We start from the raw sequence: 26,576 nt of genomic DNA on the forward strand, positions 1-26,576 counted from the left end.
ATGACGGAACGAAAGGTAACTCTGGAAGACGTGTTGGACTGCCGCGAGAAGCGGGCCGAGAGACAAAAAGAGACGCTGTCGCGCTTTGGCGCGCCCGTGGTTTCAATAACGCTGGTTTGGCCCGGTGAAGTGAAAGATACCGAGGCGTCTCGCTACGCAATGGAGCAGGCGACGCGGTCACTGGACGACGTTCTTGACGCGCTGAGCATATCTCCCAACCTGCGGCGGTGTGATTTTCTCGTCACCGGAGCGGAGGCCATCTATAGCGTGAATATGGATGCTACGGCGCTTAAGCGGCTGTGCGTCGGGCTTGAAGAGGCGCATCCGCTCGGAAGACTGTGGGATATCGACGTTATCGGCGCCGACGGTCGGCCCATCTCGCGTACTGAGGTCGGCCTTTCTCCGCGCAGCTGCCTGGTGTGTGATGAGCCAGCCCACGTCTGCGCGCGCTCTCGCGCCCACGACGTCAGCGAACTGTTAAGCGCCATTCACCGGAGCATTGATGAATTCAAGCAGTCTCTCGAAGCTGAAGAGTGATATTGCCGAGGAGGCCAGCGCTCCCTTAAGCGACAAAACGCTGGCCCTCTGGGGAGAGGCGCTTGGGCGTCTCTCCTACCGCGCGATGATGGAAGAAGTTCTACTCACGCCCAAGCCCGGGCTGGTTGACAGGCAAAACAGCGGCTCGCATCGCGATATGGATAGCCGTTCGTTCGCGCGCAGCGCCCGAGCGGTGGCCGATGGCCTGCCCGAGTTCGTTTATCTGGGCTATGCGCAGGGGAACGTTCCCGCAGCGCAGGCGCTTCCTTCCTTAAGGGCGCCCGGCATGGCCTGCGAAAGGGCGATGTATCGCGCGACCGGCGGAGTGAACACTCACAAGGGGGCGGTATTCGCCTTCGGCCTTTTGTGCGCGGCGGCGGGCAGGCTGCTCGCTCGCGGCGTACCGATAGAGGCGCAAGCGCTTTGCCAAGAAGTAGCGGACGTTTGTCGAGGCATGGTGATGCGAGAGCTGGCGTCGGTAAAAGAGGCCAGAACGGCCGGGGAGCGCTTCTATCTGAGCTACGGCTTCACCGGCGCGCGGGGAGAGGCCGAATCGGGCTTTGCCACTGCGCTGGACTACGGACTTCCTGCCTATCGTGAAAGCCTGCGTCAAGGATGGAGCAGCGAACGTTCGTTGCATCAGGCGCTGCTGACGCTCATGGCGCACAACGACGACACCAACCTGGTATCGCGCGGCGGCGTTGAAGGGCTGCGCTTTGCCAGAAACGAAGCGAGGGCGCTGCTAAACGACGGCGGCATGGCGCACCCGCAGGCGAAAGCGCGGCTTGCCGCGCTGGACGACGCCTTCATTGCTAAAAACCTGAGCCCCGGCGGCAGCGCGGACCTGCTGGCGGTCACCTGGTTTTTGGCGCATCTTCCCAAATCGGTTAGTTAGTCGTTACTACTCAGTCACCACCGTCATCTGCTGTCTGGCGTTCTGTATGAATTAGAACGTTTCCGACCGTTTTGCCTTTTTAGTCTGTGGGGGACGATTAGGACGCAGACGGAAATATCCCTCTTCACAACGTCCGTTACGATTTCAATGACGATATTCTGCCGACCGGTACGAAGTATTTTTTTGAGGTTGTGAGGACGCATTTTTTATTTTTAGGTTTTTTTTCATTATTGATATATATCATTTTATAGATTTCTGCTTGTCGGTTCGTACACGCTTTGGAAATAAAAGTCGATGACAACCTACGCTTTTGCTTGTTCGCCGTTGGTTGACCGGTTGGGTAGTCATTGAGGCGTTGTTTCTGCCAGTTTTATGGGTTAAGGTGCTAGCTATTTATATTTTTATGTGATTTTAAATCGTGATGATTTATTTTATCAGGATTGGTTTTGTCTTTTTTGATTAAATTATTGAGACCTAAGTATAAAAATAGAACCCAAGAGGTAGTTGATTAATTGATTGAATTTATTGTATTTTATTTTAATTGACGATCGGGTTTATTAAAAAATATGAAAATACAATAAATAACGTTAATTATGACAGGCGCTGAAATAAAAGATAAGATACCCCTATAGGAGTATCGTGATTTTATATTTAAATGAAGCGGTGAACTTTAATGGTGATTATTGTTACGCCGCTAACTGTAATTAAGGAAACTAGCCGTTTGGATAATTCATTATGTGTTTTTTTATATAACGATATCCGGGTAATTTCCTAAAGCTGGCTGTGTATTTATATATATAACGAGGCGCTAAGCCTTATTAGAAAAGCGTTGATTATTAACATAGAAGGTTATTTTTACTATGGCTATCAGGAAGTCTAAGCTCTTTTGGGGCATTGTTCTGGGAATTGTGATAGGTGCGTTCGGATTTGGCGGCAGTTCTTATATGCTGCACAAAACGTCAGAAACCAGCTTCTGCCTCTCCTGCCACACCATGCAGGCGCCGTACGAGGAGTATCAGGGCTCTGTCCACTTCAAAAATCAGAAAGGCATTCGCGCGGAGTGTTCCGACTGTCATATTCCTCAAGCGCCTCTCGACTTCTTCATCGCCAAGATGAAGGCCAGCAAAGACGTCTACCACCAGTTCGTCAGTAAAAAAATCGACACGCCGGAGCTTTATGAAGAGCATCGTCTGGCGATGGCCCAGACCGTTTGGGACCAGCTAAAGGCGAACGACTCCGCCACCTGCCGCTCCTGCCACACCTTTGACGCTATGGATCTTGCCTCGCAAAGTCAGGACGCGCAGAAGATGCATAACCTCGGCATTAAAGAGAAGCAGACCTGCATCGACTGCCATAAGGGCGTCGCCCACTTCCCGCCGGAAATCAAAATGGACGACAAGGCGCTGGACGAAGTGATGAGCGCCGCCAAGCAGACCGCTGCCGACGCAAAAGTGGTCTATCCGGTGACGCCCGTCAAAATGGGCGACCTGGCGACCGTGTATCCGGCTACCGCGCTGAAGGTGACGAAGGCTGAGGGGGCGACGTGCGAAGTCGAGCTGGCGGGCTCTCAAATGAAGGGCGCAGAGCAGGTTATCTATCTGGAAAAAGGCCAGCGCCTGATCCTCGCAAGCTTAAGCGAAGCAGGGCAGGCGGCGCTTAAGGTGCAGGGCGACTACGTTAAGGACGACTACGACAACGAGTGGCGCCCGGTCAGCCTGGCGGGGACGATTACCGAGCCGGTATTGGCCGACAGAAAGGCGCTGTGGGACTATGCGGAAAATCTGGATACCGTTTACTGCTCCGGCTGCCACGCCAAGATTTCATCCAAACACTATACCGTCAACGCCTGGCCTGCCGTAGCCAAAGGTATGGGGGACCGGACGGACATTACGCCACAGAATCTGGACATTTTGACCCGATACTTCCAGTACAACGCGAAGGACATGAAGCAGTAATTTTTAATAATAAAAAGAGGACGACCTATGAACGTAACACGTCGAGGTTTTATTAAAGGTGCAGGAGTCACGGCTGGGGCTATGGCGATATCCTCAGCAATTCCACTTCCCGCATGGGCCGAAGCCCCTGCGGGGACCGTACTGACCGCAGGCCGCTGGGGCGCGATGTACGTTGAGGTGAAGGACGGAAAAGTGGTTTCTTCCAAAGGCGCGTTGGCCAAGACCGTGCCGAACAGCCTGCAAACCACCGCCGCCGATCAGCTTTATACCAAAGCGCGCGTTAAGTACCCGATGGTGCGCAAGGGCTTTCTGGCGAACCCAACCGCGCCGGACGGCAAGCGCGGCAGCGACGAGTTTGTCCGCGTCTCTTGGGATGAAGCCTATAAGCTCATTCACGAACAGCACATGCGCATCCGTAAGGCGTATGGCCCCTCTTCCGTATTCGCCGGTTCCTACGGCTGGCGCTCCAGCGGCGTGCTTCACAAGGCGCAAACGCTGCTTCAGCGCTATATGAGCCTGGCTGGCGGCTATTCAGGCCACATGGGCGACTACTCCACGGGCGCGGCGCAGGTCATCATGCCGCACGTGGTGGGCTCCGTTGAGGTTTATGAGCAGCAGACCACCTACCCGATGATTATGGATCACTCTCAGGTTGTAGTGCTGTGGGGCGCAAACCCGCTCAACACGCTGAAAATTGCGTGGACCAGCACCGACGAGCAGGGCATTGAGTTCTTTAACCAGCTCAAGAGTTCCGGCAAGAAGGTGATCGCCATCGATCCGATGCGTTCGGAAACCGTTGAGTTCTTCGGCGACAACGCGCAGTGGATCGCGCCGAACATGGGGACCGACGTAGCGATGATGTTGGGCATTGCCCACACGCTGGTCACCAAGTCGATGCACGACAAGGCGTTTCTGGAGAAATACACCACCGGCTACGACAAGTTCGAAGAGTACCTGCTGGGCAAAACCGATAAGACGCCGAAGACGGCGGCCTGGGCGGCTGAGATCTGCGGCGTGCCGGCCGAGCAGCTCGAACTGTTGGCGGATATTTTTAGCAAGAACCGCACCATGATCATGGCCGGCTGGGGCATTCAGCGCCAGCAGTACGGCGAGCAGAAGCACTGGATGCTGGTGACGCTGGCGGCGATGCTTGGCCAGATTGGTACGGAAGGCGGCGGCTTCGGCTTCTCCTACCACTACTCCAACGGCGGCAACCCGACCCGCGTCGGCGGCGTTCTGCCGGCGATTTCGTCCTCCGTTTCCGGGCTCTCTTCCGCCGGTAACGACTGGGCGGCTTCTGAAGCGGTCGCCAGCTTCCCGCTGGCGCGCATCGTCGAAGCGTTGGAAAAGCCGGGTTCTAAAATTCAGCACAACGGCCATGAAATCACCTTCCCCGACATCAAGATGATTTGGTGGGCCGGCGGTGCGAACTTTACCCACCATCAGGACACCAACCGCCTGATCAAGGCCTGGCAAAAGCCGGAGATGATCGTCATTTCCGAATGCTACTGGACGGCGGCGGCCAAGCATGCGGACATCGTGCTGCCCATCACTACCTCGTTTGAGCGTAACGACCTGACCATGACCGGCGACTACAGCAATCAGCACCTGGTGCCGATGAAGCAGGTCGTTCCTCCAATGTACGAGTCGCGCAACGACTTTGACGTGTTTGCCGACATGTCCGAACTGCTTAAGCCGGGCGGCCGTAAGGTGTATACCGAAGGCAAAGAGGAGATGGACTGGCTGAAAGAGTTCTATGACGCGGCGCAGAAAGGCGCGCGCGCGCAGCGCGTGGCGATGCCGATGTTCAATCAGTTCTGGCAGGAAAACAAGCTGATTGAAATGCGTAAGAGCGACAAGAACGATAAGTTCGTGCGCTACGCCGAGTTCCGAGCCGATCCGGTAATGAACCCGCTGGGCACGCCGAGCGGCAAGATTGAAATCTACTCCAAGACCATCGAAGGCTTCGGCTATAAGGATTGCCCTGCGCATCCGACCTGGCTTGAGCCTAAAGAGTGGAAAGGATCGGCGAAAGAAGGGCAGCTGCAGCTGCTGACCGCGCACGCGGCTCACCGTCTGCACAGCCAGCTTAACTACGCCAAGCTGCGTGAGCTATACGCCGTGGCCGATCGTGAGCCGATTACGATCCACCCGGAAGACGCCAAGGCGCGCGGTATCGCTAACGGCGACCTGGTGCGCGCGTATAACGAGCGCGGCCAGGTGCTGGTGGGCGCAGTAGTTACCGACGGCATCAAGCAGGGCGTCGTCTGCATTCACGAAGGCGGATGGCCGGATCTGGACCCGGCGACCGGGATTTGTAAGAACGGCGGCGCAAACGTGCTGACCGACGATATCCCGTCCTCTCAGCTGGCCAACGGCTGCTCTGGCAACACCGCGCTGGTTTCTATAGAGAAATATACCGGCCCGGCGCTGCCGCTGACGGCCTTCGATCCTCCTAAAGGGGAACCGGCCGCAGCCTGATCCTGTTCTATAAAACGTTGAATAAGGCCCCTGATTTCAGGGGCCTTTTTTTGTCCGTGCGTAAAGGCTTTATTTTGTTCAAAACAATAATTGTACGGATAGCTGATAAATAACCTATCGGTTTTATTTTCATTAAAATCCAAAGCGTTTATTTGTTGTATTTTTGTTGATCTAATGGGGTTTATTTACTTCCTTATTTATATTAAATAAGTTGTTTTGTTGAAATGATTTAGTTTATCGAAGATTGATGTGCGTGATTATTTGTCGGCTTTGATTATTAATTATTTCTTTAAACACCCTTTCTTAAGCTATTTTCATTTTAGTTTATTGACCTAAATGTTTGTGCCATCCGGTTAACAATAGGAATTTTATTCTGAATAATTCGTTTTTATCCAGAATAAATTTGATACTCAAATCTTTTTTATCTTCTTTTTTATTGACCATAAAGTTTTAATCAATTGATTTATATGAATTATATTTCAATGGATTACTCTTTATAAATGTGTGTCGTTTCTTTAGTGACTGTGACAAGTGTATGAATTAAATAGTTAAGTTTTTTGACCGATCGAACATGTTGTTTTTGATAGATAAACTCTATTGTTTTTTACCAGTTGATCGATTGCGTCGATCGTGTAATTATTATCTCACAACACGCTTTTGGCTTTTTATGGATTCTCATAAGCGTTGTTATATAACCATCTAATTTCTCTGTTTGTGTTGCTTTTGGCCCTAAGGAGTGGGCGAAATATGAGAAATCATCTGCTGTCTAATGGAAGTGATATTAATGGAAGGTCAAGCAGGCTACGTTTGACCCTAATGACAACATTTGTTTTATCTGTACTTTATTCTTCCCAAAGTTTTGCAATAGATCGCGGCACCGTTTACGTGGGGGAAACGGTCGGCGATGGATACAGCGTGACGACAACCGGTTCGCCCGTTCCAACCTTCGCGGGTCACCACTTTGGCATTTATGTGAATAGCAACAACCCCGCCTCTGTAACGACGGTAGGTAATAACTTTACGGTTAAAACCTCTGGCGACGAAGCGGACGGCATTCGAACCAATCCGTCAAATAATACGGCCGCCGGCACAATCAGGGTTGGCGACAATCTGTCGATTACTACCGGTGGGCTGTCGTCTGACGCGGTCAATATGAACGGCGGCACCATTCTTTATATCGGCAATAACGCTACGTTGGTCACGGAATTTGCCGGCACCATCCCCTTCCTGAAAGAAGGCGCTCACGGCCTGAGAACCAACCTTACTAGCCAGATCCACGTCGGCGACGGGCTCAGCGTTGAGACGATGGGGCTGCGGTCATACGGTATCTATACGTCGGGCACCGACTCTCAGGTAACCATCGGCAACGGCAGCACGATCAAAACTCACGGCAACAACGCCAACGCGGCCCACGTATCGGGAACCCGGGCGACTCTGGATGTGAAAGACGGATTTGCGTGGGAGACCTCTGGCGACACGGCGTACGGCATCAACTTCTCGGCGACGAACGGTTCCGTCACGTTAGGCAGCAACGGCACGATTGATACCGCAGGTTCAGGCGCCTACGGCGTTTCTATCACTTCCAGCGCGGGCGTTATCGCGTTAGGGAATTCCAATACCATCACCACCGGCGGCGATACCGCTCACGGCATCTATGCTCGCTCTCGCGATGCATCGGTCACGTTTGGCGATGCAACCGCCGTTGTGACGGGCGGCGACGGTGCTCACGGCATTTTCGTTACGGGAACGCAGAGCAGCTCGCTGACCTACAGTACGGATATTGTCATCGGCAACGGCAGCAGCGTTAAGACAACGGGCGCGGCGTCTTACGGCGTTCACGTTTTTGCGCCGGAAAGCAGCGTCACTATGGGCGAAAATGCGGTCGTTGAAACCGAAGGCGACGGCTCTCACGCGCTGTATGCCCACGGAGCGGCTAATGCGACCAATAACGCCATCGTCGTTGATAAAAACGCGACGATAAAAACGCTTGGCGAAGGCGCTCATGCAGCGTACGTCGATTGGGCATCCAGCGCTATTGAGTTTAAAGACGGTGCAAACGTTACCGCTCAGGGCGTTGACAGCTATGCGCTGTACGCGTCCGAAGGGCAGATTACCTCTACCGTTCCCGGAAAATTCACCGTTCTCGGCAACATGCTGTCGGAAAACGGCGGGGTGATTAACCTCAGTATGACCGACGGCTCGTCGTTTACCGGCACCACCGCGTTGGGCGCTACGCCGGGAACGCTCGATCTGAACATCGACGGCGCGCAAAGCGTTTGGAACATGACGGGCGACTCGGTGATTTCCAGCCTGACGCTCGGCGGTGCGACGCTTTCGTACGAGTCAGCCGTAGCAGGAGGTACGTTTACGCCTAAAACGCTCACCGTTATGGGGGACTACACGAGCAATAACGGCGTGCTGGTGCTCAATACCGTGCTGGGCGCGGACGATTCGTTAACCGACAAGCTTATCGTGACCGGCGACGTAGCGGCGGGAACCACCAAGGTGTCCATCGTGAACGTCGGCGGAACGGGCGACCAGACGATTGAAGGCATTGAGATCGTCGAAGTCGGCGGGCAGTCTATCGGTGACTTCGTCAAGCAGTCGCGCATCGTGGCCGGCGCTTATGACTACGACGTGGTGAAGGGCGCGTCGAACGAGAACTGGTATCTGACCAGCAAGATCCCGCTCGTTGAGCCAGAACCTGAACCGGATCCCGATCTAGAACCGGAAGGTCCTACACCTGGCGGAGAGAACCAGTACCGTCCGGAATTCGGCAGCTATCTGGCCAACAACTACGCGGCCAATACGATGTTCCTGACGCGCCTGCACGATCGGCTGGGTGAAACGCAGTATACCGACGTTTTGACCGGCGAGCAGAAGGTCACCAGCATGTGGATGCGCAACGTCGGCGGGCATACGCGCTTTAGGGACAGCAGCAGCCAGCTCAAAACCAAGAGCAACCGCTACGTGCTTCAGCTGGGCGGCGATCTGGCGCAGTGGAGCACCGACGGCCTTGACCGCTGGCACCTTGGCGCGATGGCGGGCTACGGCAACAACCGCAGCAAGACCGTCTCCAGCGTGACTTCCCACTACTCTCGCGGACAGGTGACGGGCTACAGCGCGGGGCTTTACGGCACCTGGTATGCCAACGAAGCGGACAAGACCGGCGCCTATCTGGATTCCTGGGTGCTCTATAACTGGTTCGACAACAAGGTGATGGGCGAAGACCGGGCGACCGAGAAGTATAAGTCTCGCGGCGTCACGGCGTCGGTTGAAGGCGGCTACAGCTTTAAGGTTGGCGAACAGGGGGTTAACAGCTACTGGATCCAGCCGAAGGCGCAGGTCGTCTGGATGGACGTGCGCGCTAAAGACCACTATGAGCAGCGCGACGCGGCCGGCGGGCGAACCAAGGTCAGCGATGACACCAACGGCAACCTGCTGACGCGCCTTGGCGTTCGTGCCTATATGAAAGGCCACAGCGCACAGGACGAAGGCAAGGACCGCGAGTTCCAGCCGTTTGTTGAGGCCAACTGGATCCACAACACCCAGAACCACAGCGTGAAGATGGCGGGCGTGAAGGACGAAATGCGCGGCGCTAAAAATATCGGCGAAGTGAAGGTCGGCGTGGAAGGGCAGTGGAACAAGCGCCTGAACCTGTGGGGCAACGTGGCCCAGCAGGTGGGGGATGCCGGGTACAGCGATACTTCTGCGATGCTGGGCGTGAAGTATTCGTTCTGATCTGCTTTGTTTGTTGTGTAGTGAAACGGCGCTCTGTTGAGCGCCGTTTCACTGCTGGAAAACCATCTTAATTAGCTTCAGAGGATATTCCGGCCGAAAATATAACTTACTTATATCACCACCGTACTCGGCCGGAAGGTCGCCTGTATTTAGCTTGGGAGCGCGGCGGGCCTGGGTTCCCTACGGGCAGTTATGAAGCCTTCGGCTTCACCCTTTCAGGGCCAGCGCAAGCGCTGTTCAAATCAGCTTACGCTGATTTGTCGTTGGCTTACGCCAAGTCGACCCCCACGGAAACCCCTCCCGCCGATTAACATTGTTATCGACTCAAATCTAATTAAGTTACTTTGTCATCAATCTACAACAGCGCTTCATGTGAGCGCCGTTTTTATATCGTTTACCTCAACAACATAAAGATGCTATAGATGTGTGGTTTTTATTCGCTCGTTTTGCCTATCGGGGCGAATGAAATCACGGTATCTTTCGCATAATAACGTAAGTTTACTATCTGGAGCGACACGCTTTGAATATTGGATTCATTGGCGCGGGAAAGGTTGGCTTTGCCTTAGGGAGCTACTTCACCACCAAGGGAAAATCCGTCGCTGGTTACTACAGCCGCTCGTTTCAAGATGCTCAAGCTGCGGCGCGCTTTACGCAAAGCGAAAGCTTTCATTCGCTGCCTGAGCTTATCGTTGCGTGCGATACGCTGTTTATTACCGTGCCGGACGGCGAGATCGGGGCGGTTTGGCGAGAGGTCGCGCAGCATTCGCTGCAAGACAAGATCGTTTGCCACTGCAGCGGCGCGCTGTCGTCTGAGGTCTTCGACGGCGCTCGGCCGCTTGGCGCTTACGGCTATTCGCTGCATCCTCTGTTGGCCATTAGCGATAAAACGCATTCCGCACAGGCGCTGGCGACGGCTTGCTTCACTCTTGAAGGGAATGAGGCGCGTTTAGGCGAGATGACGCGGCTGGTGGAGTCTTTGGGCAACCGTGTCGCGGTCATCGATGCAGCGAATAAGGCGCGCTACCACGCCGCCTGTGTCACGGTCAGCAATCTGGTTATCGCGTTGGCGAAAGTCGGCAGCGACCTTTTTTCCCAGTGCGGGTTTGATGACGATTTCTCGACCAAGGCGTGGAACTCGCTGTTTTTGGGCAACGCTGAAAACGTCTGCCGCGTCGGCGTGAAGGATGCGCTCACCGGCCCGCTGGAAAGGGGGGACGATGCCACCATTCGCCAGCACCTTGAGGCGCTCGGCGACGGCGAGCTGCGCGAGATTTACCTGCTGCTGTCGAAGCAGCTGTTGGACGTCGCGCGCGAGAAGCATCCGCAGCGAGACTATTCTCACACTGCGTCACACATTGAGGCTGAACTGAAGAAATGAAGAACACGGTTATCACTCTGCAGCAGCAGAAAGAGAAAAAAGAAAAAATCACCATGCTGACCGCTTATGACTACTCGATGGCAAAGTTGATGGACGCCGCGGGCGTTAACGCGCTGCTGGTCGGCGACTCGCTGGGCATGGTGATGTTGGGCTACGAGGACACGCTGTCGGTGACGATGGAGGACATGATCCACCACAGCCGGGCCGTCGCACGGGGCGCGAAAAGCGCGCTGGTGGTGACCGACATGCCCTTTATGTCCTATCAGGTCAGCGTGGAAGAGGCGGTCGCCAATGCGGGCCGCCTGGTGAAAGAGGGAAGGGCGCAGGCCGTGAAGCTTGAGGGCGGCGAAGAGGTTTGCCCGCAGATTGCGGCGATTGTTCGCGCGTCGATCCCGGTGATGGCGCATCTGGGGCTGACGCCGCAGTCCGTCAACGCCTTCGGCGGCTTTAAGGCCCAGGGGCGCAGCGAGCTGGCGGCCAGAAAGATCATCCGCTCCGCTCTGGCGGTCGAAAAGGCGGGTGCGTTCGCGCTGACGCTCGAATGCGTGCCTGAACCGCTGGCGGCGCTGATTTCGTCCCTGTTGACCATCCCGACGATCGGCATCGGTGCCGGTGCGCGCTGCGACGGTCAGGTGCTGGTCTGTCAGGACATGATGGGCCTTTACGACGGCGTCGCGCCCAAGTTCGCCAAGCGGTTTGGCGAGGTCCGGCAGAGCGTGGACGGCGGCATCGCCCAGTATATCGACGAGGTGCGGCGCGGCGTATTCCCCGGGCCTGAGCATACCTTTGAAATAGACGATGCGGTGATGGAAAGCTTAACCGAAGAGTTTGGCGCCTAGCTTGCTTCCGCGATTGATTACCGGCCTTTGGGGCCTCGTTATTTTCTTACTAAAGAGCCATAGACAGCCATGGAATTAACGTTACTGAAAAGCAAAATCCACCGCGCCACGGTGGTCCAGGCCGAGCTGGACTACGTCGGCAGCATCACCGTTGACCAGGACCTGCTGGACGCCGCGGGCATTCTCGAATACGAGAAGGTGCAGATCGTCAATATCAACAACGGCAGCCGGTTTGAGACCTACACCATCTGTGGTGAAAGAGGTAGCGGCATGATTTGCCTCAACGGCGCCGCAGCCCGCCACGTGCAGGTCGGCGATAAGGTGATTATCATGTGCTATGCGCAGTTTACCCCCGAAGAGGCGAAGGCCCATCGACCGACGGTGCTGTTTGTTGATGACGCGAATGCGGTGCAGAGGGTGTCGAGGTATGAGAGGCATGGGCGGTTGGAGGATATGTAGGGGGATTTCTTAGTTTTCATTTTGATCCACTCATCGTATGGTATGGGTGGAATTCTCTTGTTCTATTTTTATATCAGCTTCCATGAAGATAATAGAAGGTAATATAAAATGGAGATGTATTTAATTATTATATTTCTTTAGGTGTTTTGAGTTGGTTGAATATATTTTTATTATTAATTTTAGTGTTGTGTTGGTTGTGTTTTTAATGTGTTGCTTGAGTGTGATTTGTATTTAATTTTTTATTTTAATTAATTACTGGTAGTTAATATGGTATTGTATTTTTACTTTATGATATAGAACTGCTATACTTAAGAAATTAGTAGTTTTGATTTCAATGTTATATTTATAGGGATCTTAATATGAAAACATTTATTGAATGCCAAGGGGAATTAGAACAAATAGTTAATGAATTTTTAGATCATGAATTAATTCTAAACGAGGCGCAAACTCGTTTTCATATTTTAGATAGGGTTGTTATTGACTGTTTGAATTGGTCTAGGGATGTTATACAGGTTGAAAAGTGCGAAGATAGAAAATTTACTGATTATGAATTGGGGATTCCAAGGCAAGTAGTTTGGGAAGCAAAAAGAGAAGGGCAAGTGTTTACTATACCTGCTGGGTTATCATCAAAATTAATTATGGATATTCCTTCTCTATGCGCAGGTGGTAATGAACTTAAATATGCTGTTGAACAAGCCCAAAATTATTGTTCAAGGCGGGGGGCACCAATTGCTGTTGTTTCCAATGGTCATCAATTTATTGCTTTTATTGCCAGTACTCAGAACGGTCAGTCTCCATTAGAAGGTAAAGCACTTGTTTTTACTTCACTTCAGCATTTATATGAGAATTTCTTTACAGCATGGAATATGCTTTCTTTTGAGGGGGTGAAAGAAAAACGACTGATAAGACATTTAGGATCTGATATAGTTGGTATGCCAAGAAAAATGTCTTCACTTTTGATGAAATATCCAAGAGTAAGATATGCTACTGACCTGCAATCATCTCTTCGGCAATTATCCGATATTATAATACAAGATGCTTTAGAAGGGGATGAGATAGAAGAGTTATTTTATAAAAACTGTTATTGTGAAAGTGGTGTGCTATCTAAATATTCTCTTCTCAGTAAAAATTTATTACGTGCTCGCTATGCAGCACTATTTAGTGAGTCCGAAGTCTCTCCGCTAGCTGTCCCTGTAAAACAGGATAAGAATACACAATCAATAGATCCATCTATCTTTGCTGAGTCAATATCAAAACGACCGATTGTATTGATTGGTGATGTTGGTGTAGGTAAAACCTCATTTGTAAAAAACTTGATGTATTCAAGTGCATATGAAGAATTTAAAGATGCAATATACATATATATTGATTTAGGTTCTAAGGCTACTCTATCTACAAATTTAAAGAGTTTCGTATTAAATGAAATAGAAACTCAACTGTTAGAAAAATATAGTACAGATGTAAATGAGAGAAAATTTGTAAAGGGAGTATATGCAAAGGATATTCAGAGATTTTCTAGTGGTATATGGGGAGGATTAAGAGAAAGTAATAGAGAAAAATATGACGAAAAACAAATGGAAATGTTACAAGAAAAAATAACAAATAAGGATACTCATCTCCAGAACTCAATAGCACACTTGGCTAATCTTACTAAAAAACAGATTGTAGTTTGTATTGATAATGCTGATCAGAGAGATTTTGATACTCAACAGGACGCATTTATTATATCCCAAGAGTTAGCTAAAAATTGGAACTCATTGGTTTTTGTTTCTGTCAGACCTCAAACATTTTTTAAGTCGAAAGCATCTGGTGCTTTAACAGCTTATCCACATAAAGTATTCACTATATCCCCCCCTAGAATTGATCTAGTCGTCGAGAAAAGACTTCAATTTGCATTAGAAATGTCTGAAGGAAAAATACCACTAGAAAAAGCAGATTTTGTGAAAATTAATGTTGGGAATTTAACAACGTTTATCCGTGTTCTATTAAATTCGTTAAGAGACAATAAGTCATTAGGTGAATTTCTTGAGAATATTACCGGAGGGAATATTAGGCAAGCATTAAGTTTTATTACGGGATTTATTGGTAGTCCTAATGTGGAAGCAGATAAAATAATTTCAACATATGAAGATACGGGGCGATATATAATTCCTGTTCATGAATTTTCTAAACAGGCATTGTTGGGTGATTATGCCCACTTTGATCCTCGAAGTTCTATTGCTATGAATATTTTTGATATATCTCAACCTGATAATAATGAGCACTTTTTAATACCTATTCTTCTGGCTTTTTTAGCTGAACAAAATGAATCTAAAGATAGGGATGGATTTGAAACTACCTTTTCAATATTAAATGAGCTTCAGTCTTTTGGTTTTATTCCTTCGCAAATAGAAAACTCGTTAAGAAGAACGACAAATAAACGGCTAATTGAAACTTCTCAACGATTTACTTTTGAAGAAGATGAAACGGGATTAATTGGTGAAATGCCTGATAAATTCAGAATTACATCTGTAGGATTGTATCATTTGAAACGTTGGATTAGTGATTTTGCATATCTAGATGCTATGTTGTTTGATACTCCGATATTTGATGAAAATACTTGTGATACGATAAGAAGAAATATTGAGTCATTTCAGATTGAGGATAGATATGAAAGAGCAATTGCCTTCAAGAGCTATTTATTAATTGCATGGCATAAAATGATATCCAAACCTACGTATTTCAATTTTTCTGGAACTCTAGAAAAAGATGATTCTTCTTCTTTTGAGAATGTTAGAAAAGCTATCCAAAGACAGAAAGAATAGTTGATAAATATTGAGGAAACACCACTAAATAATATCATGTCATTAGATGGCGTGATGTTCTTTGGTGGGGCATTACTCGATCTTTTGCGAGCCATCCCCACACTTCAATCAATCCCCATTGCCACCAAGAAAGACGCACGATATCGTCACGCCACGCCCGAGAAATCAGGCGTCGGGATTAGCCTCCTGAAAACCTTAGTGACGATATATAACGCGCTTGCGTTTTTATGTCGCCTGCTCAGCTATGGAAGCGATATACTGTCGCTTCTCTATGGTGGGCTGGATGGGGGCGCTGCAAAGTGCGCCGGTTTTCACTAAGGCCGGTAAGGCTAACCCCGTCCAGTCCGCCACCCGCGAGATTAGCCTCTCCGGTGGTGGTATTTAAATATCACTTAGTGAAGGCATATCCCCATGACTACAGTTCAACCCCACCCATTACTCACCATCCCCCTCACCCCCAACACCGACTTCACCACGCTGGCCGACTACTGCGAGCAGTTCGCCGAAGCCCTAACCGAAAACGACGACCCCGCGCTGCGGCTGGCGCTCGGCGGGCGATTGCTCACCGGCCTCTCTCTGCTGCGGGCGACGCTAAACGACCCGATCCCTGAACATCTGGCCGAGCGCTTTATCGTCGATGAGCCGCCCGCGAATCCACCCCGCTTCGAGCCCGATTCAGAACAGCTGTGCGGCTACTGCCTGACGCTGGCGCAGCTGTTAACCGGCAGGGCGCTGCCGTCATGGGCGGAACAGCCCATGAGCGATCTGCTGTTCGGGCTGGTGGGCTATTTTGCCGCCGAGCTAAAGGCTCCGCGCTGGCTGCGGGTATGCACCGCCGACGGCCTGCTGTTTACCAGCGAGGGCTTATGATGAACCAACAGGACTGGCACGCCGCCGACGTTATCGCCGGGCTAAAAAAGCGCGGCACCTCGCTTGCCGCCGTCTCACGCGACGCGGGGCTGGCGTCTTCCACGCTTGCCAATGCGCTTATGCGCCGCTGGCCCAAGGGCGAACGGCTTATAGCCCAGGCGCTGGGCGTCTCGCCTGAAGTGATTTGGCCTTCCCGTTACCCTAAGCCAGACGTGCGCTAACGTTTATTTCCCGCATCGCCATTGGTAGCGGTGCGGGATATAATCAGGGGTAGGGTATAGATGCGTTATTTCAACGCAGCTTTTAGCCAATCAGGAAGGTTGGTCCGCATCAGGAGGTGGCCACGATGCCCATGTCGTGTGAAAAAATGCAAACGCTTAAAGAGATTATTGAGGGAAAGAGCGATATTTGGTGGCACCAATGGTGGCGCGATAATGCCGCTGCCTTAGATAAAGAATTGGGACGGACGGATTACCTAAAGCTCAAGCACGGTCGTTTGACGGCGGCCGCCGAGTATTTAAAGAAAAATAGCGTTAGCTTTGAATGGTCGCAAAAAGGCCGGCTTGCGGAAACCTACTCGCTGCTTGGCGATAACCTATTAGATGAAAATGGGAAATTAGACTTTAACAAGCTTGATAAACACTGGGGTGGCGCAATAAGCCTGTTTCATGACGGGCAAGTTGATAAGTCTATGGCGCTGTTTGAAGACAGGCTATACCAAATAATCAAATCCCAAGACGAAATAACGTTCGGAGAAATGGCGACCGGAGACATACTCCTTCAGCTTGGGGAAACTGATTTTGCATTAGCCTGCTGGCGAACCATTATAAATATTCAATCAGATGAAAGGTTCAAGGATATATTGCTTGATTTTGATGAATATTATGACGCTCAGGTCTCTTTCTATATAGAGTTTGCCGAAGCGGAATATGAAAAGCGGATGTCCTCTGGCCGCACATGAGGCAGGCGCACAAGCTGCCGTTTAGAAAAACGAAAAAGCCGCAATAAATTAGTAAGCTGCGGCTTTTTACTATCATCTACACACAGCGGCCAACCATCAACGACAGCAGCCCTTCTTACCCATATCGCCGTGCATGCCCATTCCCATGCCGCCCATGCCCATTCCACCCGGCATACCGTGCTCCATCATAGGAATACCGGCCTTAGCCAGCAGGATGTCCATATTAACGCGCTGCTGTTCGATCTCGGCGCGAACGGCGCTGATTTCCTTACTTACCGCCAGCAGCTTCTGCTCGTCCAGCGGGACGGCGGTCAACGCGGCTTTGTATTCGTAGCCCTTGGAGGTGAGTTTTTGGCGCAGCGGCGCGGTGGCGGTGCGGAAGTCGTCGTGGGCCTTTTTCAGCAGCGCCTGCTGTTCCGGCGACAGGTTGCCCATCATGCCTTGGTTGCCGCCCATCATACCCTTGCCAGCGCACATCATTCCGCCATCTTTACCGTGCATACCGTGGCCGCCCGGCATCGGCTGGGCGTCTGAAGACGGCGCGGGCGCTTCGGTCTGGGCCGGCTGTCCGTGCCCCATGGCGGCGTGGTCGTGCGGCGCGGCGGTTACGCCGAACCCAATCGCGGTGAGGGAAAGCAGGGCCGCAATGGCCGTTTTCTTGAGTTTCATTGAAATTCCTTCTCGTTGAGGTGGGAGATATTGATGTGGAAATACTATACCGAGGGTTTATGCTGCGGGCTACTTTCTTTAGATAAAAGCGAAGCTTGCTTTGCTTTGGGAATGACTATTTCTCTCTTATTAAGTCCAGTATGTCGGACATAACAGATTCTTTACCTCTTTTCTTATGCATATAGGCATAGAAATAGAGATCTTTCTTTTTGATAAAGTCGCAGTGGACCTCTTTTAGCGGAAAGCTTTTTGTAATGAGAGGAGCAAAGAACTTGGGGAAAAACATGAGCAGGTCGTTATCAATAATATTCAGGATAAGATTAATAAACGATTCGCTTTTTATCCAAGGCGGGGTGATTCTGGCGTCCAGCACGTCTTCCATTCCCGAGATCAGGTTTGCATTCTCCTGAAAGGCTCTGCTGACGTAGCTTTCCTTAGAAAACTGCTCCAGTGAGATCGTGTCATTTATTCGTGGATGGTCGACACGGCAGATTAACGTCAGATCAAACTTGAACAGCGGCGTGCTGACAATGTTCCTGTCCGCAGGCATCGAGGTGCCTATGTCGATGTCAATTTCCTGAGTGCGCAGCGAGTTTATTCGTTCATCCAGGCTGCTTGAGTATTTGGCAAACTCAAAAATGCATTTATCCGGAACGATGTGGTTTTTCATCGCATGATGAGTTAACCAATATTCCACAATTGAGTTGGTTCTTATTTTTATCAGAGGGCAGTTGAATAATGGCGCAACGGCGCCGTGCTGCGTGACAATTTTCTCATGAATCGACTTGTTTATCGGGTTGAAAACCTCATACAGATTCATCGCCAGAGTCGTCGGCTTGACGCCGTCTCTTGACCTGACAAACAGCGGATCGTTGTAGTGCTTTCTTAATTTGGATACGGCGTAGCTGACCGCCGCAGGCGCGGTATCCAACACTTCTGAAGCCTTGACCATGCTGCGGGTGTCTACGATAGCGACTAAGTATTTGATTAAATTATAGTCAAAGCTCTCATTCATAGGTGGCTCGCGGTAGTCCGGATGCGTTTGACGTAAGTATATAAGGATAGCAGAGGGCGGTTCATCCAAATTTTAGAGGAACACTCTCTTTTTGATTCGATTGAGTCGGAGTAGAAAGTCATCTTCAATAGTCGGGATCGTTTTCATCGTTGAAGATAACAGTCCAGCAGGCGACGCTGAGAACAAAATGCAGTTTTGAGATTTCATTGGGAATACGTAGACGCGATTAATTGCATTCTTGATTGCGTGCTGGATGTGTAGAAAGATATATAAAAGGGTAAATCATGGCAGTAAATCCTTGCTGTTATTTTTGTGGAGATCGGCGCTTTGTGCGTAAACATGGGCAATCCAAAGCGCACATCGAACGCTTTTTTTGCACTTCGTGTAAAAAGACCTTCCAGTCTCGTTATATTTATTCCGGTAGTGAATGTAAGGTGACTGGGAATGGCTATAACCATGCGGTGAGCCTCATTAAGTGGCCGGTGAAGCCGCCCGTAGGCGAGCCTAAAACATCGCCGCACCTTTCTCCCGAATCAGCTGAATAATCTTTTCGGTGATGGGGGAAGGCTGGCTATCCTTGAGCCGGGTCAGAATAAAATGGCGGGAATTGGTTGAGCTTTCCCTCGGGAGCTTTAAGCCGCCGCTCTAGGCGGCTATTTTCTTATTTAGGATGAATGGAAAACGTTTCTGTTTAATCCATTTTTTATCGCGGTTGAACCTACCGTATATCTGCCAACGTTTTCCTCTATTTACAAATGCGTAATGCGACATAAGCATGATAGTCGGCACTGTGTTATTTATATGGCTCATATGTCGTTTTTTATATTATAAAATGGCGGTGCTGCTTATTTAGCGTGTTGGTCCTTATTCTATTTGATATCTGATATTCATACCCATTTGACTATTATTATTTTTTAGGTCTGTTGCATTTAATGGGGCAATGTGTTGAATTTTTATTAATGACGTGTAGGGCGTAAGCCATAGCAGGCTATGATTTGTTGACTTATTGAGTTGAGGGGGAGCAGTCATAGCATATATAGTTTTATTTCTAGTTATCGTGCTTGAATCAGATGGCTTAGGATATCTGATTTTTGTTTTTATTTATTATTTATTTTATTGATTTAATTGTTGTTTTTATTGTTTTTTATAAATCGCTAATGTAATTGTATGCTAATTCATTAAAGTAGTATCTAAGAAGTGTGTTTTTTGAGGGGGATCTATGGTTTTATATTTAAAGTTAACTAATAATATCGGGAGAGGTATAAATGTTATTCTTCCTTAATGCCATAGCCTATTTCAAGCCACATATCATGTTTTTACTTTTTAATTGGGTGGATAAGTATGAATGCTATCATTGAGAAAAGGCCCCATTGTCCATATTGTACAAGCCGGAATGTCCGTAAGCACGGCTATAGTAGAGCGAAACTAAGACGTTATAGATGTTTAACTTGTGGTATAACTTTCCAAGGTGAATATATATATCCTGGGTGCAAATTCAAAAGTTATAGCTAAAGTGAATTAGAGTGTTGACATCGGTTCATCCCTTTGCTTTTTCGATAATATAAGTTGTTGAGTCACACTCTATTTTGTTTTTAGCGTTACATGAGAAAATAGAGATTCTTGGCGCTGTGGAAAAATATGAAATATAATATTCGTTATTACCTTTGCAGGAATAATGGTTTTCTATAGCGAAGTCATAAGCAAAGGCATTATCTTTATTGTTTTTGTTAAAGTAGAAGCAGGGGGGATATTCTTTTACATTGCTAAATCCGCCTATTAGCGGTTTGTTTTTATGAGTGGACTCATAAGAGTGGTAAAGCGGATAGGCTATCAGTAAAGCGGCTATAGAGAAGAGGGCTGCTCCTTTCTTAAAAGAAAATTGGGCCTTTTTTATGGCTAATTCATTGCTGCCTTTGGTTTTATCGAGTACGGTTAATTCTTCTTTGTCAAAGGCTTCTGCGTTAGGGTTTTCTTCTTTTTCCTCCCCCATTAGCTCTGAGTTTATGGCTATTTTTGTTTCAATATCTATATATTGAGGGATACGGATCCCTTTTTGCCTTATGGTAACAATTAGCTCTTTATTATACCCCAGGCCTTTAAGGCTCTTTCTCAGATTAACAAAACATTGATAATAGGTTGCATTTGTTATCGTCTTTAGTGCATCTTCACCCCAGCCTACAATCATTAATTCAGATTGTAATACTATTTGGCCATGTTTTTCTAATAGCAGCTCCAGGCAACGGGCGCTGTTGTTATGGATGTGTGTTTTTTTTGTTGTCTTAATGGAGCGCAATAGCCTATCGTGTGGTGTGAAAATTATTTCCTTATCAATAATGAATTCTTTCATATGTTTACCTTATGGCGGTTTTTATTTATTAAATAATATCACTATGCTTTTATAAATAGAATAATTTATTTTAATAATTTGTAGTAAATAAGCTTAGAAAAGCCGGCAGGGTAAAATCACCCAATATGTGAGATGATTGCTATAGTTGCTTGTGTTTTATTTGCTTCTATTCCTAATTATTGGTTATAGAAAATAAATTGGTTAATTAGTAATAGATTAAGCTTTTGATTTGTTACTTATATTTATGATTTTATTGTTGTTTTTGTTTGTTTTAAAAATAATTTATCGATAGCGATGCTATTTTGTTAACATGGAAATAATTAAAGTTTTGAAAAAATTTCATCCAATTACCTATGATGATATATAAATATTTTGTTACGAATAGAATCATTTTAAGGCGGTAATGGTGTTTGAGTAACATTGTGGCTGTATTACTATCAATTTGTGGTTTTTATTTGTGATTTCCTCTTTGAGGTTGAATTGTTTTTTGTTGAAACTATATCCTTTTGATGTTTGTTCATTTTTGATGGGGGAGGGTGTAGTAAACGTGCTTATTATTTAAATAAAAATAGATTTCTTAGTGGTATGCGTGTGAAAGCTACTTTTTTTAAAACGAGTTATTTCTTCCATGGATGATGTGCAGTCTCATTTTTCACTTTCATACGGCTACCTGTTAGGGATCTTTAGTTCCATAGGACCTTAACGATAGTATATTTGGTGGTCACTTACTGTGATTTTAAAAATGAAAAAAATTATTATCCAATTGTTAATAACTGTATCTCTATTTTTTACCGTAAGTTCTTACGGTGCCGAAAGCATTAGCTGCCTCTCTCGACATACGCTTGTTCATGGGAACTTTAAAATTTCTGCTTATTATCGTTTTATTTTTCATGATGATAATGAAGGCGTTCTTACGATCAACGGTGAGGCCAATGATAATGGAGCGAAGAGCGTTATCAGTAGGCAGATAAGTTTTGATTATATCGCGCATAATAGTGAGTATCGTTTGACTAACCGCCGCGTTTATCGGCTTCCTCTCGATAATGCTTCTGATGAAGTGCTAATTAATCATTTTCCGCGTTTTTTTCTTAAGCAAAACGAATCATTGAACTTCAATATCAAGAAAAACAGCAGTGATAGCTACATAATTAGCTTTGTTGCAACGCCTTTGTTTTATTGTTATGTCGAAAAATGAGTGTTATAAGAAAACGTTATCCTAATGGATAAGCCTAGAGGCCTATCGCTATTGTACATAATGTGATTTTGAGCATAGGCAAGAATTGGTTAATGACGAGAGGTAAACCTGAAGGCACATAAGTGAAGATAACTCTCTTCCGCTAGGGAATAAAAATAGGCGACGGAGGTTTTATGAAAAAAGGTTTTTTGTCCGTAGTGCTGTTTACGTTGGCTTGGACGTTCAACGGTGTCGCGATGGGAGGTGAACATATGTACTCAGAAGTCGGCAAGCCGGAAAGCCAAAAGCTGAGGCATGTGAACGTCCTGCTGTATGACGGCTTTGAAATACTCGATGCATTTGGCCCGGCCGAAGCGCTAAGCCGCTCAGACTATTACGACATTGGATACTATTCAATGAATGGCGGCGTAATCACGGGTAATGGTAATACTTCCGTTCTCACCGAGCCGGTTTCCGCCATTAAGCATTATGAAATTTTACTTTTACCAGGAGGGACCGGCGCCAGAGCGCTTGTTAACGATCCTGCTTTTATCGGGCTGGTAAAAACGCTGGCCGAATCCTCCCAATATGTACTTACCGTGTGCACGGGTTCAATGCTGCTTGGTAAAACCGGGCTGCTTGACGGGCGCAAAGCAACGACGAATAAATTGGCGTACGCGAACGTGATTAAAACCAACGAAAAGGTGCTTTGGCAGAAGAACGCCAGATGGGTTATTGATGGCAAATACTATACGTCGTCGGGCGTTTCCGCCGGAACGGATATGTCGATAGGATTTATCGCTGACGTACACGGGCTTAAAGCTGCAGAAGAAGCAGCGTATAAAATAGAGTATGAGTGGAACAGGGACAGCAGCAGGGACCCGTTTAGGGTGGATTAGCCCTTTAGCCCTGAACTATCCGAGGCGCCGCCAATAGGCGCTTTATCAGAGCGGTGCCGGCTATTCCATTTCCTCCGCGTGCTGCCTGAAGGCTTTTAGCGTCTTAAACGGTCCATCGACAACAAATTTGTTGGCGAGCCAGGCAGGGACATCGCCGCCGGGTTCCGCCGCGACCTGATAAATGACCTTAGTAGTTTGGGCGTCAACGGGAATAAATTTCCAGAAGCCGTCGAGCTTGGTGATGCGAATATGGTCTTTAACGGCGGGCACATTTTGCGGCAGCGCGGACATCGTAATAGTAATTGTGCCGTTTTTACCTTGCTCAGCGTGGCTGTGGATGGAAAGGTCCCGATCGGATACCGGCCACGTCGCTTTAATCTGTGAGTATCCCCAATAGTCGTAGCCTTCCTGCTTAAGCAGCCGCGCCTGCTTACAGCCGTACATTAATCGACACGAAAGGGACATGTCCGTCAGCATGTTGGCAATGGCCTGCGGCTGGGCCTTGATGGTCGTTTCTGCGCGATAGGCCTTGAACGAAGAGCCCTTAGGGGTAGATAAAAATACCTGAATACCCTCTTTATCGACCTCAAGCTGCCAGCTCTCTGCGTGGCAGGCTGAGCTGATAAACAGCAGCAGAAACGCGATAGTACGGTATCTCATGGTTATTCCTTTCGCAGCGTATTCCTTATTGCCGTGAGTATACCTAAGTTGAATGAAAAAGCTTGGAACGCGGATTTCAGACACAAAAAAAGACGTCAATCGACGTCTCTTGCTGTATCCACTTCCATAGATATGGTGCCTGAGGCCGGACTCGAACCGGCACACCCGAAGGCGGTTGATTTTGAATCAACTGCGTCTACCGATTTCGCCACTCAGGCATGGGAGGGATACGGAAAACCTCGGCATTATACCTTCACTTGGAGGCGACGCAAGGGCTATTCCGCAAAAAAACGCTTAACTGATATGAAAATAACCACCGGGGCAGCGGCAGAATTTTTATCGCCGTGTACTATTAGTTAGGCAGTAAATCAATTCATCTAAAAGGAGTCGCAATGACAACGCCAAAACGTATTTTAATGCTGGTCGGCGACTACGCCGAAGACTATGAAACCATGGTGCCGTTCCAGACGCTGCTGACGGTGGGGCATCAGGTTGACGCGGTGTGCCCCGGCAAGGCCAAGGGTGACTATATTCAGACGGCTATCCACGACTTTGACGGCGCGCAGACCTACAGCGAAAAGCCGGGCCACCGTTTTACGCTGAACGCTGACTTTTCCGCCGTCAAGGCGCAGGACTACGATGCGCTGGTGATCCCTGGCGGTCGTGCCCCTGAATACCTTCGCCTTAATCAAGAGGTTATCGATATCGTGAAGGCGTTCGACAAAGCGGGTAAGCCGATCGCCGCCGTGTGCCACGGGCCTCAGCTGCTGGCCGCTGCCGGTATTCTGAAAGGGCGTACCTGTAGCGCTTACCCGGCCTGCGCGCCGGAAGTTCGCCTAAGCGGCGGTGAATATGCCGATATCGGTATCGATCAGGCGCACGTTGACGGCAACCTGGTGACTGCGCCCGCCTGGCCTGCGCATCCTCAGTGGATGGCGAAGTTTTTAGCCCTGCTGAATTCCAAATAAGCCCAAACGAATCGCCGGTCGCCTCTTTTGGGGAGGGACCGGCGGTTACGGCAGGCTTACTCTTCTTTTTCCGCCTGAACGATGTGGATCTCGACCTGATGCTGTTTCAGCCGGGATGTGAGCTGCGTTGGCGGCATTTCATCGGTAAACAGCGCCCTTGCCTGGCTGACGTTGCCGATTTCCACCGCGGCCGAAGCGTGATATTTAGTGTGATCCGCCGCCAGCAGCAGGCTGCGGGAGTGGGCGATCATCGCCTTAACGACCGCCGCTTCGTTGACGTCAAACTCCAGAATGCTGCCGTCGCTCTCCAGCGCACCCATGCTGGTGATGAGATAGTCGGCGCGAAAGCCCTCGACGAAGGCGACGGCGCTCGGGCCGATGATCCCCCCGTTGTGGCGACGAATGGTGCCGCCGGGCACCATCACTTCGAACTCCGTATGCTTATAGAGAAGATGGGCGACGCGCAGGCTGTTGGTGATAATGCGCAGATCTTTGCGACCCTCCAACGCCCTGGCGACCTGCTCAACGGTGGTGCCGATAGTGATAAACAGCGTGCTGCCGTCTTCGATATAGTCAGCTATTGCCTGCGCGATGGCGATTTTCTCCTGGGTGTAGGAGATTTCCCGCTGTTCGAAGGCGGTGTTGATCACGCTGGAGGCGCGCCCGGCCCCTCCGTGGTGGCGGGAGATAAAGCCCATTTCGCTCAGCTTTCGAATATCGCGGCGTACGGTTTGGGTCGATACGTCCAGAATTTGCGCAAGATCGTCAATATTCATGTAGCCGCGCTCGGCGATGAGTGAAATCAGGCGGTCGTGCCTGGGATTTCCCGTCAGCTCCGTCAATGTCACGTTAGCTCTCCCATTAATTGACATCACATAAGACTGTATTTGTCCATTTTATACTGAATGTGACAAAAAATCGTCTGTTTGTGAGCGTGTTGGAATACCTTCCCTCCCTCCGGGGCGCGTACACTTCAGCGCGGCAACCGCGTTGGCGAAGCGAACGGCATCGCTGATTTCCTGTTTCTCTGCCAGCGCGTAGGCCAGCGCGCCGTGGAAAACGTCCCCGGCGCCGGTGGTGTCGATCGCCTGAACGGTAAACCCGGCTTTATGATTCAGTCGCCCCTTATTTATCCACGCGCAGCCCTTTGAGCCCTGCGTTACGTAGGCGATGCCCGGCGTCGCGTCGGCGGCAAGCTTGAGGCCTGTCAGCGCGTCGCTTTCTCCCGTCATTTTCTTAAGGCCCGGCTCGGAGAACACGGCGTGGTCCGCCAGCGCGACCAGAGAACGTATGTCCTGCGGCGTCAGGTCTGCATCCAAAAGCGTCGGAACGCCGACTTCTCGGGCGCGTTTTAGGGCGTATTCCGCGCCTTCATGCCAGCGGACGTCGGCCAACACGATGTCGTAGCGAGAGAAGTCAATGTCGCTCATCCAGGCGGCATCGCTTAGCAGTTCGGGGCTGGGGTGGTTGATGATGATCCGCTCTCCCTGGCGGTCAACCAGAATGGCGGACTGGGATGAGCGGGCGTCGGGGTACACGCGGGTTAGAGACACGTTAACGCCCTCCTGCTCTAGGTCTGCCAGCAGGGTTTTCCCCGCGGCGTCATCGCCCAGTCGGCCGATAAAGTCAACGCTGGCGCCCAGCCTGGCCGCCGCTACCGCTGCCGTGGCGGCGGGTCCTCCGCCGATCTCCTTATAGTCGTGGGCAACGTACTTGCCGCCGCCGTCCGGCAGCATATCTACGTAATAGAGGCGATCCTGAACCGCGATGCCAACGCAGGCGATCTTCAGCATGGTAAGACTCCTTTTTTCATTTTTGTCGTCATTGTCAGATGTTGATCTCATTGTGTCCATTTTAATTCATTTAAATGCCAAAAGAGTGATTGGTGTCACTTTAATTACTAAAAACTACAAATATCATCAAT

At 49.4% G+C, this 26,576-nt stretch carries 24 protein-coding genes and 1 tRNA gene; 18 read left to right on the forward strand and 7 right to left on the reverse strand.

Annotated features, from left to right (window positions below):
- The 14 genes from citX to V8L73_RS04210 all read left to right on the forward strand — a co-directional run bounded on the left by citX (position 1) and on the right by V8L73_RS04210 (position 16,920).
- A complete protein-coding gene (gene citX / locus V8L73_RS04140; protein WP_027274194.1) occupies positions 1-537 on the forward strand; it encodes a citrate lyase holo-[acyl-carrier protein] synthase in 537 nt (178 codons plus the stop codon).
- Positions 503-1,432 (forward strand): triphosphoribosyl-dephospho-CoA synthase CitG, encoded by a 930-nt coding sequence (citG, locus tag V8L73_RS04145; protein WP_261831341.1) that lies wholly within the window; start codon positions 503-505, stop codon positions 1,430-1,432. Before citX ends, citG begins: the two co-directional genes overlap by 35 nt.
- Positions 1,433-2,292: 860 nt before the next feature.
- Positions 2,293-3,387, forward strand: coding sequence for a NapC/NirT family cytochrome c (locus tag V8L73_RS04155; RefSeq protein WP_347254187.1), 1,095 nt, complete (start codon positions 2,293-2,295; stop codon positions 3,385-3,387).
- Between the two features lie 27 nt (positions 3,388-3,414).
- Complete coding sequence (locus V8L73_RS04160; RefSeq protein WP_347254188.1) at positions 3,415-5,868, forward strand: trimethylamine-N-oxide reductase 2; 2,454 nt, start codon at positions 3,415-3,417, stop codon at positions 5,866-5,868.
- 816 nt (positions 5,869-6,684) lie between these two features.
- Positions 6,685-9,609 carry an autotransporter outer membrane beta-barrel domain-containing protein gene (locus tag V8L73_RS04165; RefSeq protein ID WP_347254189.1) on the forward strand — a complete coding sequence of 975 codons (2,925 nt, stop codon included), beginning with the start codon at positions 6,685-6,687 and terminating at the stop codon, positions 9,607-9,609.
- A 520-nt stretch (positions 9,610-10,129) separates the two neighbouring features.
- The gene (locus V8L73_RS04170; RefSeq protein ID WP_347254190.1) at positions 10,130-10,987 is read left to right on the forward strand and encodes a Rossmann-like and DUF2520 domain-containing protein; all 858 of its coding nucleotides are present in this window, start codon (positions 10,130-10,132) and stop codon (positions 10,985-10,987) included.
- A complete protein-coding gene (panB, locus tag V8L73_RS04175) occupies positions 10,984-11,826 on the forward strand; it encodes a 3-methyl-2-oxobutanoate hydroxymethyltransferase (RefSeq protein WP_347254191.1) in 843 nt (280 codons plus the stop codon). The genes V8L73_RS04170 and panB overlap by 4 nt, the downstream gene beginning before the upstream one ends.
- 69 nt (positions 11,827-11,895) lie before the next feature.
- Entirely contained in the window at positions 11,896-12,285 is a 390-nt protein-coding gene (gene panD / locus V8L73_RS04180; RefSeq protein WP_347254192.1) for an aspartate 1-decarboxylase, read from the forward strand.
- Positions 12,286-12,644: 359 nt separating this feature from the next.
- Positions 12,645-15,089: a hypothetical protein gene (locus tag V8L73_RS04185; protein ID WP_347254193.1), complete on the forward strand. Its 2,445-nt coding sequence runs from the start codon at positions 12,645-12,647 to the stop codon at positions 15,087-15,089.
- Positions 15,090-15,407, forward strand: coding sequence for a hypothetical protein (locus V8L73_RS04190; protein ID WP_347254851.1), 318 nt, complete (start codon positions 15,090-15,092; stop codon positions 15,405-15,407).
- Positions 15,373-15,474: a hypothetical protein gene (locus tag V8L73_RS04195; protein ID WP_347254783.1), complete on the forward strand. Its 102-nt coding sequence runs from the start codon at positions 15,373-15,375 to the stop codon at positions 15,472-15,474. The genes V8L73_RS04190 and V8L73_RS04195 overlap by 35 nt, the downstream gene beginning before the upstream one ends.
- Before the next feature lie 26 nt (positions 15,475-15,500).
- On the forward strand, positions 15,501-15,959 hold the full coding sequence (locus tag V8L73_RS04200) for a hypothetical protein (RefSeq protein WP_347254194.1): 459 nt from the start codon (positions 15,501-15,503) through the stop codon (positions 15,957-15,959).
- On the forward strand, positions 15,959-16,180 hold the full coding sequence (locus V8L73_RS04205; RefSeq protein ID WP_347254784.1) for a helix-turn-helix transcriptional regulator: 222 nt from the start codon (positions 15,959-15,961) through the stop codon (positions 16,178-16,180). The genes V8L73_RS04200 and V8L73_RS04205 overlap by 1 nt, the downstream gene beginning before the upstream one ends.
- Before the next feature lie 146 nt (positions 16,181-16,326).
- Positions 16,327-16,920, forward strand: coding sequence for a hypothetical protein (locus tag V8L73_RS04210; protein WP_347254195.1), 594 nt, complete (start codon positions 16,327-16,329; stop codon positions 16,918-16,920).
- Positions 16,921-17,016: 96 nt separating this feature from the next.
- Here V8L73_RS04210 and V8L73_RS04215 read toward each other — a convergent pair whose 3' ends face one another.
- Together V8L73_RS04215 and V8L73_RS04220 are read right to left on the reverse strand one after the other, a co-directional pair.
- The gene (locus V8L73_RS04215) at positions 17,017-17,589 is read right to left on the reverse strand and encodes a periplasmic heavy metal sensor (protein WP_347254196.1); all 573 of its coding nucleotides are present in this window, start codon (positions 17,587-17,589) and stop codon (positions 17,017-17,019) included.
- A gap of 115 nt (positions 17,590-17,704) precedes the next feature.
- On the reverse strand, positions 17,705-18,604 hold the full coding sequence (locus V8L73_RS04220; protein WP_347254197.1) for a LysR family transcriptional regulator: 900 nt from the start codon (positions 18,602-18,604) through the stop codon (positions 17,705-17,707).
- Positions 18,605-19,945: 1,341 nt separating this feature from the next.
- Between V8L73_RS04220 and V8L73_RS19825 the strand changes: the two genes are divergently transcribed.
- Complete coding sequence (locus tag V8L73_RS19825; RefSeq protein ID WP_420864707.1) at positions 19,946-20,116, forward strand: IS1/IS1595 family N-terminal zinc-binding domain-containing protein; 171 nt, start codon at positions 19,946-19,948, stop codon at positions 20,114-20,116.
- 25 nt (positions 20,117-20,141) lie between these two features.
- Here the strand turns inward: V8L73_RS19825 and V8L73_RS04225 are convergent, their stop codons facing one another.
- Entirely contained in the window at positions 20,142-20,951 is an 810-nt protein-coding gene (locus V8L73_RS04225; protein WP_347254198.1) for a winged helix-turn-helix domain-containing protein, read from the reverse strand.
- Positions 20,952-21,693: 742 nt separating this feature from the next.
- Here V8L73_RS04225 and V8L73_RS04230 point away from each other — a divergent pair.
- Together V8L73_RS04230 and V8L73_RS04235 are read left to right on the forward strand one after the other, a co-directional pair.
- A complete protein-coding gene (locus tag V8L73_RS04230; RefSeq protein ID WP_347254199.1) occupies positions 21,694-22,146 on the forward strand; it encodes a hypothetical protein in 453 nt (150 codons plus the stop codon).
- A gap of 173 nt (positions 22,147-22,319) precedes the next feature.
- Complete coding sequence (locus tag V8L73_RS04235) at positions 22,320-23,024, forward strand: DJ-1/PfpI family protein (RefSeq protein WP_347254200.1); 705 nt, start codon at positions 22,320-22,322, stop codon at positions 23,022-23,024.
- A gap of 60 nt (positions 23,025-23,084) precedes the next feature.
- On the opposite strand, the gene V8L73_RS04240 is transcribed toward V8L73_RS04235, so the two are convergent.
- Both V8L73_RS04240 and V8L73_RS04245 read right to left on the reverse strand, forming a co-directional pair.
- Positions 23,085-23,684, reverse strand: coding sequence for an START domain-containing protein (locus V8L73_RS04240; RefSeq protein WP_347254201.1), 600 nt, complete (start codon positions 23,682-23,684; stop codon positions 23,085-23,087).
- A 133-nt stretch (positions 23,685-23,817) separates the two neighbouring features.
- Positions 23,818-23,902, reverse strand: a tRNA-Leu gene (locus V8L73_RS04245).
- Positions 23,903-24,076: 174 nt separating this feature from the next.
- Here V8L73_RS04245 and V8L73_RS04250 point away from each other — a divergent pair.
- Positions 24,077-24,652, forward strand: a complete 576-nt coding sequence (locus V8L73_RS04250; RefSeq protein WP_261831315.1) for a DJ-1/PfpI family protein — start codon at positions 24,077-24,079, stop codon at positions 24,650-24,652.
- A 56-nt stretch (positions 24,653-24,708) separates the two neighbouring features.
- On the opposite strand, the gene V8L73_RS04255 is transcribed toward V8L73_RS04250, so the two are convergent.
- Both V8L73_RS04255 and V8L73_RS04260 read right to left on the reverse strand, forming a co-directional pair.
- Positions 24,709-25,500: a DeoR/GlpR family DNA-binding transcription regulator gene (locus V8L73_RS04255; protein WP_027274157.1), complete on the reverse strand. Its 792-nt coding sequence runs from the start codon at positions 25,498-25,500 to the stop codon at positions 24,709-24,711.
- Positions 25,501-25,548: 48 nt separating this feature from the next.
- Entirely contained in the window at positions 25,549-26,445 is an 897-nt protein-coding gene (locus V8L73_RS04260; protein ID WP_347254202.1) for a sugar kinase, read from the reverse strand.
- Between the last annotated feature and the right edge of the window lie 131 nt (positions 26,446-26,576).

This window comes from Leminorella grimontii, from assembly GCF_039789245.1.
GTDB lineage: Bacteria > Pseudomonadota > Gammaproteobacteria > Enterobacterales > Enterobacteriaceae > Leminorella > Leminorella grimontii.